This is a genomic window from Paenibacillus anaericanus (assembly GCF_003994475.1).
Taxonomy (GTDB): domain Bacteria; phylum Bacillota; class Bacilli; order Paenibacillales; family Paenibacillaceae; genus Fontibacillus; species Fontibacillus anaericanus.
Window position 1 is genome coordinate 1 of sequence record NZ_RZNY01000061.1, and the last position, 11,374, is coordinate 11,374.

The following is an 11,374-nucleotide window of genomic DNA, read 5'->3' on the forward strand; positions in this document are numbered from 1 at the left end:
CTATGTCCGGTATCGCTTCTAAATGGGTGCTTTTGAGCGAAATAAGGTATCTCATGTCCGCCTAGCGGCCGTGCCGCAACTTGATCTCGGTTAGAGATCCCATGTGCGGCTAACCGGACACTGAGTACGCTATTTACTCATAAATGCCCCAAAATTCACACTTTGCGGACATGGGTTCCGTTATTCACTGAAAATGGGGATAAATCAGCGCCTTATACAGCAAATAACGCATCCTATGTCCGGAATCGTTTCTAAATGGGTGCTTTTGAGCGAAATAAGCTCCCTTATGTCCGCCTAGCTGCCGTGCCACAACTTGATCTCGGTTAGATATCCCATGTGCGGTTTGCCGGACACTGAGTATGGTTTGTAGTACCACTTGTTCTATGATTTATGTACTGCGGTTTGTACTACGTTTATACTGCGGCTTGTACTACGATCTGTACTTCGGTTTGTGCTGCGATCTGTACTTCGGCTTGTACTATCACCTTTGTTCGGCGATCGTGCTACGGATATTGGTCTACTGCTTATGGCTTTGATTCATGCATAGCTAGTTCTTCGTTTCTTGTATGGCTTATTCTTCGATTCGTGTTTCTCTTATGCTTCAATTCATTTTTGGCTTGTTCTTCAATTCGTGTTTCGCCTATGAGTCAATTCATTTTTGGCTTGTGCTTTAATTCACGTTTGGCTCGTGCTTCAGCTCGTACTGGCTTGCTATGGCTTATACCACTGTTTCTACTTAGATGATTTTTCGTCAATCACATACCCAACCCTGACGACTACTTGCCATATAGAATGATAAAAAAACACCACTTACCTGTTTAAAATTACCGCCTTTGGTTAATAGTAAACATCAAGAAAATCAATAATTTAGGGGTGATTCGTATGGGTTTTTTATGGTCATTAATTATCGGTGGCGTCATCGGATGGTTAGCAGGATTAATTATGAACAGAGATGTTCCAGGTGGAGCCATTGGCAATATTATTGCTGGTTTCGTTGGAGCTTGGCTTGGTAGCATCATTATGGGTAACTGGGGACCAGTTATTGGGAATTTCTACTTTGTCCCTGCTCTAATAGGTGCCATCGTGCTTGTGCTTATAGTTGGTGTAGTCATGGGCTTCATGAGAAAGAGTCGTTCATAAACATATCTTTAACTTGAAACGGACTGCTACACACACTGTGGCAGTCCGTTTTCCTGTTGCCTCTCCGTCCCCATCATGCTCCTTCTTCGCGGAATTCAGAGGGTGTCATCCCCGTCACCTTTTTAAATACTTGAGTAAAATATCTTGGATCCTGATACCCAACGAGCGGGGCCACCTGATAGACTTTTACATTACTGTTCTTCAGAATATATCTCGCCTTCTCTATCCGACACTGAGTCAGATATTCCAAAAAAGTATATCCCGACACTTGTTTAAACAACATGCAAAAGTGGCTTATGCTAAGATCAGCCAACTCTGATACTTCTTCTATACTGAGATCCTTATGATAGTTATTAGAAATGTACTCTTGTGACTTACTAATGACCGCCTGAACGTTCTCTCTAGAATGATTGCCCACGCTTTCCATAATCCATTTTCCAAAATTAACTTTGAGAACATCCATTATTCCACTTAATGTCTCTTGAGAATGCAGTTCCTGCAATAAACCCTCTAGTGACCACTCCAATAGGAGATTCATTTGTTCAAACTGTCGATATAAAACCACAGTCAGTTCAACAATCATCCGTTCTGCCATTTCCTTAGTAGGAGCATAAGTCTCAAGATAGCTCTGTGTTTCATCAAACAGAATTAACATCCGCTCTTTATTCAACGTGCGAATACATCCCAGAATTTCTGTCTCAAGTCGCTTAGGATACTTGGCTTCTGCTGGATCGCTCACCACGTCAGACCCGCTATCGACAAAAACACCCTCCTGCCCTCGATAAAATCGCCGATACAATGCCTTGACTGCACTTTGGTATGCGCTGCTGAGTTGCTCAATTCCTACCGTGCTTTGACTAAATCCAACAGAGCAAGAAAGCTTGGTGTTTATTTTGATTTGCTGAATAATGTCACTTCCGAGGCTTTCCTTCTTTCCACTTTGTGAGCTAGGAAATAATAATATCCACTCTCCACTATGAAAAGGAAACACAGTAAGCCCCCCATGCTCTAGCGACCACTCGCCCAGAATATTACGAATCGCAAACAGCCATAATCTTTTCTCTTCCATCGTCCATCGTTCATCCAGCTTCATAAAATGATCCAATTGAATAACAGCCATGAAAAAATCTGACTCTAGCTCACTATTTTCCAACCAACTCATATGTTGCAGCGGACTGCTATTCCCATCGATAAATTCCGCAAACATCCGTTCACGAGCTAATGTGGATAACATCTGAACCGAGTGAAGCAATTTATCATTTTCCATCTGTTTCTCTAAAGCTTTCTTAGCACGTAAAATCATTTCAATCAATTCATCGTGATCAATCGGCTTCAATAAATAATCGAACGCGCCTTCTCGGAGCGCTTCCCTTGCATATTCAAACTCTCCGTATCCACTAATAAAAATAAATAACCGCTTAGAGTTCTCAGCCAAGACTTCCTTCATCAAAGTGATCCCATCAATCCCTGGCATACGAATATCGCTTATAATCATATGCGGCGACAGCTCACGAACTAACCGAAGCGCTTCTTCTCCATTCCTTGCTTCACCAACAATAGTTAGTTTTAGTTCATTCCAAGGAATCGCCACCTTCAAGCTACGCAGGATGATCGGTTCGTCATCTACCAGAATTACACGATAATTATCCTCTGATGTTTCCATATCAAGACACCTCCAGGGTGATTATTAGGGCGAGGAATTTGTCCGTTGCAGCCAGTATTCCTGGGAGGATTTCTGAGTCTCCTCCAAAGCTTCTTTAGCGGATATTTTTCCGGATATCATTTCCTCGATTACCCGCAAAAAGGATTTCTTAACTTCCGGTGACAATATATTGTCATAGGGTACGAAGCTCTGATTACTTTGCTCCATTAACCTAATTACCTGTGCAAATATAGGCCCCGTCTTATCTGAATCGTACGCCACTTTAATCGCGGGTATTCGTAGTCCTTCATAAACTATACGGCTTTGGACTTCCTTCGTATAAAATGCCTGCAACAATTGTTCCGCAGCTTCCTTCTTCGCAGCTTCCATATTTGAAGATAATCCAATTCCTATTGTGTATCCACCTGCAATTGACTTACTATCCTTAGCCTGCAGAGAAGGAAATGGAATCACACCAACCTGATCTTGAAAATCTGCCGGTGCATCCTCATTATGAAAAAGATTAATATCCCAGTTACCATTCAGATACATCGCAGCTTTTCCGCTTGTGAACAGCTTAATCGCGTCTTCAGTTGACAAAGAATTAGAGGACTGGCTGAATGCCTCTTGCTGAATCCAAGTTTCCAACTGTTCAAATGCCTTTATATAATCAGGATTACTAAAGCTCTTTGTTACTTCCCCCTGCACTAATTCATTGATCAGATCAGGTCCAGCATATCGATCCATTAAATAGTGAGCGAAAATGGCCGCCGGCCAACGATCTTCATTTCCAAGTGCGAAAGGTATATATCCATTCTTCTTCAAAATCTCAATCGCCGTATTTAATTGGGCCAACGTCTCAGGTTGTTCGATCCCCAATTTATTAAAAATAAATTTATTGTAATAAAGAGGTTCAGCGTTTCCCTCAATCGGCAAACCATAAATCCGATTATTGAACGTCCATAGCTGCAGGTCTTGAAATTGATCCTTAAGTCCGCTTTCCGTAACAACATCACTTAAATCCATCAGCCGGTTGGATCGAACATACGGCTCAATTTCCGCTCCTCCAAACAAAACGAACATATCCGGCGGAGTTCCAGTCACCATCTCACTCTTTAGCTTCTGTTCCCGGTGGACCGTTTGGTCCATCCCTTCGAAATTCACCTTAACATTCGGGTGAGATTCCTGGAAATTTCGAACGACATCCTCAAAAATGCCCAGCATTGGTTTGTCATGCTCCTTGATCCAGAAATGACGAAACGTCAGCGTTATTTTCTCCGTCTGGGTCTCTTCAATCGGTTCACGATTGCCTGTGGCAATGAACAGGACAGAGGCCATGAGAACGACGGAATACAGCAATATCCAGCCCCAATTCATGATCCATTTCATGACGTTTCCCCCCTTCAAGGTAGTATTTTGGGTATACGGATTCGAATGGTAGACCCAAAACCGGGGGAAGAACAAATCAGAATGCCATAATATCCACCAAATCGGATGCTGAGACGCTCATGGACATTTTTAAGTCCAACGCCGTTCTCACGGTATTTCTTCAAATTGCCCCGATCCTTACTCCATAAACTTAAGAGTGTAGCCTGATCAAAGCCTGGACCATTATCACTTACATCAATCAGAATATCGCGTACATCTTCTCTCACTACGATGGAGATAAATCCGTTGTCCTCCATTTGTTCAATGGCGTGGTATAATGCATTCTCCACAATAGGCTGAACAATCAGCTTCTGAGTCACAAAATATTTCATAGACTCAGGAAGTTCAATTTCATAAGAAAATTTATCCTCGAAACGAAACTTCTGAATATCAAGATAATGACGAACATGCTCCAGTTCCATACTAAGTGGAATAAGCTCTTGATTCTCACTAATACTAATTCTCAAGAGCTTGCCCAGGGAAATAACCATTTTGCTTATATTCCTATTGCCTTGCAGCACCGCCATAGAATTAATCGATTCCAAGGAATTATATATAAAATGGGGATTAATCTGGGCTACCAACGCCTGTAATTCCGCTTCTTTTTTCCTCGCTTGCTCTGTCTGGACCTGCTGAATCAATTCCATGATTTGTGTACTCATCCGGTTGAATCCATCGATTAATAAGTCAGTTTCATCCTCTGTCTTTACATTAGATGTGATCGGAATGAATATCCCCTGCTGCACGCGCTTCATCCCGTTAACTGAACCTATAATACTGCGAACCAATCTTCTAACGAAGTAACGATCAAACAAAAAGGCAGATATTAAAGAGAATAACACCAAAATAATCGCTATATTCCGAATAGACACCGACTCCGAGGAGATGAGTTTATTCGGAGTAATGGCCACTAGATACCATTCCTTATTGTGTGACGGTAAGTAAGTGATCAATGATTTCTCATTTAAGTATTTATCTACATAATAGCCCTTGCCGTTCGAATAACCATCTGCTAAGAATGGAAATTGTGTTTGTTCTCCAATATGTTCACCAGACTTATCAAAGACAATTTTCCCTTGCTTGTTCACCAAAAGAATATCTCCTTGTTTGAGCATGGCGGCCTCCCAAAAGACCTGATCCAAAATGTCTGGTTTAACGTAAATAACTAACGCCCCAATATCCTCTAGTGAGTAATAATCTTTGATCAGACGGGCCTGAATAAGTACAGGTTTACCTGTAGAGGCGGAACCGTTTTCACCTGGACCTACCCAAATTGGACGACCCTCGGCTGCTTTCATCGCCTCATACCAGCTTTGCATTTTCAGATCATTAAATGACATTGACTCATTATATTGATACAGCAATCGGTCGTTTGAATACAATCCGAATGAATTGATCATAGGGTGATTTATTTGATTGTTTATAATTTGCTTATTCTCATAATCAACAACAAAATTTTGCATCTTCAATGTCTGTTGAATAACCGGTTGCGTAATAGCTGAGTTAGAAATCGTCGTTATTTCATTTAGAGCATACTTCAAATTACGGTCACTTTCCTGTAGAGAGATCCAATAGAAATTAATCGACTTATCCTCCATCGATTTAGAGAAGCTATAATACGATACGGCCCCCATGAGGATAACCGGAATAAACACAAGAAGAATAATAGCTAGTAGGATTTTTCGACGGAGTTTCATTCCCTGTCCCCCCCCTCTCATAATCACTTACTCTATTATTCTTCATAATGTTACAAATTCCTTGCTACCTATTGTTGAACATTAATTTCGAATTGATTTCGATTGCATAAATATGCCCTCGACTAACTTTTTATGGCACCTGAAGTCAGACCAGCAATTATCCACTTGCTAAACAGTAAGAACACAATAAGTAGTGGCAAAGTTGCCGTAAATGTAGCGGACATAATCATACCAAAGTCCAAACCATCTTTGTTGGTGAACAATTGTTGAAGCGCAAGCTGAATCGTATAGTGCTCTTTATTCTTTAAAACAACAAGTGGCCAGAAAAAGTCATTCCACACATTCATGAAATTAAGTATACCAAGAGTTGCCATTGCTGGAGTCACCACCGGAATAGCGATATTCCAGAATATTCGAAAATGACCCCCACCATCAATCCGCCCTGCTTCGATTAATTCCGAATGTACGGCAGATGTAATATACTGTCTCATCCAGAATATTCCGAACGCATTAACCATTGCTGGTACAATCAATGCTTTATAGCTATCAATCCAATGCAGTTTCGCCATGATTACATACAATGGAAGAACACCTAGTTGAGCTGGTACAAGCATCGTTGCAATAACAAAGACAAACAACACCTTTTTTAATGGAAATTCATACTTGGCAAATGCATAACCCGCTAATGTGCAGAGAAATACAACAGAAATAGTTACCGCAGATGCAACTAACACCGAGTTACCCAAAGCTCTGAAAAAGTCAGTACGCTCCAACACACGTTGAAAGTTATCAAAGAATTCGAATCCCGGTGTCAATAAAGGTGGAACATGAAAAGCCCCCGTTTTATCATTTGTTCCGATAACGAACATCCAGTAGAACGGAAAGATGGACACAAGAGCCCCAGCAACCATAAAGAGATAAAAGAAGATCTTTAATACTATTCCCGCATCATCGGGTTTTTTCTTACTAACAACCGCTAAGCTCATGCTTGTTTCCCCCCTGTGTCTCCACCCAAACGGTTAGATATGACCATATTAAGGACGGAGAAGAAAATAGTAGCGATTAACAGCATGACTGCCGATGCAGCTGCAGTTCCAAAGAATCCATTACTAAATGCCTCATTGTACAAATAAGTAACCATCGTGACTCCCTCCTGACGAGTGGCACCTGTCCCACCCTGACCGAGGAAAACGTATGGTTCTGTGAAAAGTTGGAGTGCACCGATCGTAGAAATCAGTGTGACAAATAGAATAAATGGCCGTAGCAATGGTAGTGTAATATAAATTAATTGCTGACTTCTATTGGCACCATCGATTCGCGATGCTTCGTAAATATCCGTAGGAATACTTTGTAGACCCGATAAGAAAATGATGGCATTGTAACCCATCCAACGCCACATAACCATGGTCGAGATAGCAATTTTCACACCCCAGTAGCTGGAGTTAAATGCTACACTATCAAATCCCAAACTATTTATTACCCAGTTAATCATACCGTTATTACCGAACATTGTGCTAAATACTAGAGTTACGGCAACAATGGAAGTAATATTTGGCATGAAGTATAACAAACGGAAGCTCTTTTTAAAGCGATTCATCGCTGAGTTGAGCATTACAGCCACAAATAATGCCAATATGAGCTGCGGCACAGTTCCCATCAACGCCATAATCAGCGTATTGCCGAAAGAAATCCAAAAGGTTGGATCGCCTATAATTAGATCGTAATTTTTAAAACCTACATATTTCATTGGACCTAATGCGTCCCACTTGAAAAAGGATAAATAGATTGTGAAAATAATCGGATATAGGCCAAATATTGCAAATAAAATAAAAAAGGGCGATATAAAAGTATAAGCTGTTATTCGGCTTCGTCTAGTTTCATTTAGAAACGGCTTTTTACTTTTAACGCGTTCGACCGGCACTGCTGTAGCTGGTTCAGCCATTGATGCACCTCCAAGGAAGTTATTGATAGATAAATCCAAATTCGCAAGAAGATACTAATCTTCTTGCGAATTTGGAGAAAACTCTTGCTACTTCAATTCATTAGCTGCGTTCTGCAAGTTTCTTAGCTTGATCAACTGCATTATTCCACTCTTTTGTAGGATCAGCTTTTTGCTCTAGAACGTTTTTAAGTGCATTTTTGAAGAATGCATCCGTTTGGTCATGCAACGGTCCATAATATACAGGCTTAATGCGATTTGCCGATTTAGCATATTCGCCTGCGATCGCTTGACCACTAAAGAAATCATCTGTTTTTGTGAAAGCAGGATCATCATATAGTGCTGGAATTGAAGGGAACAATCCACTAGCTTCAAACGATTTTAATTGGTTCTCTTTGTTGACCATCCATGAAATAAACTCGTAAGCTTCTTTCGGATGTTTACCTTCTTTAGGAAGAGTAATAAAGGAACCGCCCCAGTTACCTGCACCTTCTGGAAGTTGAGCAATTTTCCACTTACCAGCAGTGTCAGCAGCATTGCGGATCGTACCAGCCATCCAAGCAGGTCCAAGCATTACTGCAAATCCGCCATCAGCGATGGATTGATTCCATTCAGGGGACCAAAGTAAAGTGTTACCAACCCAGCCCTCTTGAATACCTTTCACTGTAACATCATAAGCCTTTTTGACTTGTGGATTAGTATCTCCGATAAAGGAACCATCTGTTTTACTATAGTAAATTTGATCCTCAGATTGGTCACGAAGTCCGTTATATAGCAAGTCAGTTAAGTCTGTGAAAGGTTTGCCTGTCTTTTCCGTAAATTGTTTTCCTACTGCAGCAAATTTATCCCAAGTATCGATTGCTGCTGAGAATTGATCAGGATCAGTTGGCAATCCAGCTGCTTCAACGACATCTGTACGGTAATATGCTACTGTAGGGCCAATATCAGTAGGAAGACCTAATTGGAATGAGCCGTCGATCGATGAGGCTTGTTTCCATTTCCAATCAAGGTAGTTGCTAGCAATATCTTTTGCTCCAAGATCGTTCAAATTATAAAATTTATCTTGTGCGTTAATAAAACGCTCCATGAATCCGATTTCAAGCTGAAAGATGTCAGGGGCACCAGAGTTGGCAGAAAGGGCAGTCGTCAAGTTGTTATGATGCGCCGTTTGGTCTGCTGTATTTTGAAACTTAAATGTGACATTTGGGTGTAGAGCTGTGTATTCCTTAGCAAGTGCTTCATAGTTAGTCGTTCCTAGTGACCAGAAGCTAAGTACAACGTCCTCCGCCGGCTCTGTCGTTTCGGCTGGTGCTGCTGCATCCGTCTTCGTAGTTTCTGCAGGTTTGTTTGCAGTATTGTTAGTCTTGTTGTTGTTACCTCCACATGCTGCTAGTGAGGCAACCATTAGAACAGCGATCAATAGTATTGCCCAAGATTTGCTTCTTTTCATTCTTTTATAACCCCTTCCCTTATTACATATTTTTCTTTTTTAGTCTAACGTAAATATCTTCGCTTTTTGAGGAGGTAATATTGCGAATTATGGTTGGAATTTTTACGGTACTGAATTATCGACGCAAAAAAAAACGACCTAAGTCGGCTTAAATACCGCATTAGGTCGTTAAAAATTTAATTTTTCGTATTTTTAAGTAGAAATCACGTTATAAACTAGTTACATCAAACCAATAACTTCACCTTGTTTATCCAAATAAATATGCTCTGCAGCTGGTGATTTAGGTAGTCCTGGCATCGTTACTATATTGCCTGTATGGACTACAATGAAACCAGCACCTGCCGAGACGGATACTGCTCTAACATGTAAGGTAAACCCTTCTGGAGCACCTAATAGTTGGGGCTGGTCAGAGAATGAATACGGGGTCTTGGCCATACACACAGGCAATGAATTGAACCCAAGCCGTTCAATTTCCTTGATCCCCCGAACTGCGGCCGGTGAAAATGAAACTCCTGCACCGCGGTATATTTCCTGAACAATCTTCTCTATTTTAGATTGAGTGTCCATTTCGTCTGAGTATAGGCTTGTAAAAGCAGTCTTTTCTGCGTCTAAAATCTGGGTAAGTGTTCTAGCTAAATCAATACCGCCCTGACTACCCTCAGCCCAAACCTTCGAAATTTCTACCTTAACTCCAATGGATTTGCAGTAATCTATAACTTGATCTATCTCTTCCGCTTGATCCGATGCAAAGTGATTTATCGCGACCATCACGGGTACACCGAATTTTTGGATATTTTCTATATGTCGTTTCATATTTGGCAAACCTAATTCTAGCGCTTTGGGATTCGGTTGATCCAGTTCTAACTTAGATGCTCCACCATTATATTTAAGCGCCTTGACTGTGACCACAAGTACAGATGCTGCTGGAGTCAGTCCAGCTTGTCGACATTTAATGTTAAAAAATTTCTCAGCACCCAAATCAGCTCCAAATCCAGCCTCCGTTACAACGATTTTAGCCAATTTCAGAGATAGTTTGGTAGCTATGACACTACTGCATCCATGTGCAATATTAGCAAATGGACCACCATGGACTACCACTGGAGTCCCTTCTATAGTTTGTACTAAATTAGGCTTGATCGCGTCCTTAAGCAACACAACCATCGCACCTACTGCCCCCAGCTGTGCGGCAGTCACCACTTCATCCTTCTCATTATAAGCGACCAGCATTTGACCAAGACGTTTCTCTAGATCCGCTAGGTCCTTACTCAGACATAATACTGCCATAATCTCAGATGCTGTCGTAATCATAAAACCCGTCTCTTGAACTGCCCCGTTCCCAGCTCCAAGACCTGTCACGATATTTCGTAAACATCTGTCGTTCATATCCATAGCGCGCTTCCACAAAATCCGTTGTGGATTTATTCTTAGCTCATTTCCATGAAAAATATGGTTATCAATCATAGCCGAGAGCAAATTATGAGCTGAAGTTATAGCATGGATATCACCGGTAAAGTGAAGGTTAATATCTTCAGATGGAACAATCTGAGCCTTATTACTTCCTGTTGCTCCACCCTTCATTCCAAAACAAGGTCCTAATGAAGGTTCTCTAAGCGCTCCAATAGTTGGTTCTCCTATCGCATTTAGCGCCTGAACAAGTCCAATCGTTGTAAGTGTCTTCCCCTCGCCAGCAGGTGTAGGATTCATTGCTGTCACCAAGACTAGCTTCCCATCAGGATGATCCTGTAATTCGTTACTGAGTGTTAAATCCAACTTGCTCTTATATTTACCATACAACTCTAAATATTCCTCATTGATTCCAAAAGATTGTGCAACTTCAACAATAGGTTTCATTCTAGTAGACTACCTCCAGTAATTCTAGCACTGTAATCACAGATAAACATACATTTCATATTGTACATCAAATGGGGTAAAGTATGCAGTGGGAAATGAAAGATAATCTCAGAAGATTCCCCCAAAGTAGTTAGCATTAAAAAAAGAAGCCACTACCGAATTACTTCGGTAGTGGCTTCTCCATTATTGCTTGGCGGCGTCCTACTCTCCCAGGACCCTGCGGTCCA

Annotated in this window: 8 protein-coding genes; 1 reads left to right on the forward strand and 7 read right to left on the reverse strand. The window is 41.2% G+C overall.

Going from position 1 to position 11,374, the window contains the following annotated elements:
- Positions 1-882: 882 nt before the first annotated feature.
- Positions 883-1,140, forward strand: coding sequence for a GlsB/YeaQ/YmgE family stress response membrane protein (locus tag EJP82_RS27265; protein WP_127195226.1), 258 nt, complete (start codon positions 883-885; stop codon positions 1,138-1,140).
- A 73-nt stretch (positions 1,141-1,213) separates the two neighbouring features.
- Here EJP82_RS27265 and EJP82_RS27270 read toward each other — a convergent pair whose 3' ends face one another.
- The 7 genes from EJP82_RS27270 to EJP82_RS27300 all read right to left on the reverse strand — a co-directional run bounded on the left by EJP82_RS27270 (position 1,214) and on the right by EJP82_RS27300 (position 11,147).
- Positions 1,214-2,803 (reverse strand): response regulator, encoded by a 1,590-nt coding sequence (locus tag EJP82_RS27270; RefSeq protein ID WP_127195227.1) that lies wholly within the window; start codon positions 2,801-2,803, stop codon positions 1,214-1,216.
- A 24-nt stretch (positions 2,804-2,827) separates the two neighbouring features.
- Entirely contained in the window at positions 2,828-4,171 is a 1,344-nt protein-coding gene (locus EJP82_RS27275) for an ABC transporter substrate-binding protein (RefSeq protein WP_127195228.1), read from the reverse strand.
- 14 nt (positions 4,172-4,185) lie between these two features.
- Positions 4,186-5,907 carry a cache domain-containing sensor histidine kinase gene (locus EJP82_RS27280; RefSeq protein ID WP_127195229.1) on the reverse strand — a complete coding sequence of 574 codons (1,722 nt, stop codon included), beginning with the start codon at positions 5,905-5,907 and terminating at the stop codon, positions 4,186-4,188.
- Positions 5,908-6,029: 122 nt separating this feature from the next.
- A complete protein-coding gene (locus EJP82_RS27285) occupies positions 6,030-6,893 on the reverse strand; it encodes a carbohydrate ABC transporter permease (protein WP_127195230.1) in 864 nt (287 codons plus the stop codon).
- Positions 6,890-7,849, reverse strand: coding sequence for a carbohydrate ABC transporter permease (locus tag EJP82_RS27290; protein ID WP_127195231.1), 960 nt, complete (start codon positions 7,847-7,849; stop codon positions 6,890-6,892). Before EJP82_RS27290 ends, EJP82_RS27285 begins: the two co-directional genes overlap by 4 nt.
- Before the next feature lie 100 nt (positions 7,850-7,949).
- The gene (locus tag EJP82_RS27295) at positions 7,950-9,296 is read right to left on the reverse strand and encodes an ABC transporter substrate-binding protein (protein WP_127195232.1); all 1,347 of its coding nucleotides are present in this window, start codon (positions 9,294-9,296) and stop codon (positions 7,950-7,952) included.
- A gap of 219 nt (positions 9,297-9,515) precedes the next feature.
- Entirely contained in the window at positions 9,516-11,147 is a 1,632-nt protein-coding gene (locus EJP82_RS27300; RefSeq protein ID WP_127195233.1) for a formate--tetrahydrofolate ligase, read from the reverse strand.
- Between the last annotated feature and the right edge of the window lie 227 nt (positions 11,148-11,374).

What these genes read in the sequence shown, in the direction of transcription:
- EJP82_RS27265 (WP_127195226.1), top strand. Translation starts at nt 883, where the DNA reads ATGGGTTTTTTATGGTCATTAATTATCGGTGGCGTCATCGGATGGTTA.
- EJP82_RS27270 (WP_127195227.1), bottom strand. Translation starts at nt 2,803, where the DNA reads ATGGAAACATCAGAGGATAATTATCGTGTAATTCTGGTAGATGACGAA.
- EJP82_RS27300 (WP_127195233.1), bottom strand. Translation starts at nt 11,147, where the DNA reads ATGAAACCTATTGTTGAAGTTGCACAATCTTTTGGAATCAATGAGGAA.
- EJP82_RS27285 (WP_127195230.1), bottom strand. Translation starts at nt 6,893, where the DNA reads ATGAGCTTAGCGGTTGTTAGTAAGAAAAAACCCGATGATGCGGGAATA.
- EJP82_RS27275 (WP_127195228.1), bottom strand. Translation starts at nt 4,171, where the DNA reads ATGAAATGGATCATGAATTGGGGCTGGATATTGCTGTATTCCGTCGTT.
- EJP82_RS27280 (WP_127195229.1), bottom strand. Translation starts at nt 5,907, where the DNA reads ATGAAACTCCGTCGAAAAATCCTACTAGCTATTATTCTTCTTGTGTTT.
- EJP82_RS27290 (WP_127195231.1), bottom strand. Translation starts at nt 7,849, where the DNA reads ATGGCTGAACCAGCTACAGCAGTGCCGGTCGAACGCGTTAAAAGTAAA.
- EJP82_RS27295 (WP_127195232.1), bottom strand. Translation starts at nt 9,296, where the DNA reads ATGAAAAGAAGCAAATCTTGGGCAATACTATTGATCGCTGTTCTAATG.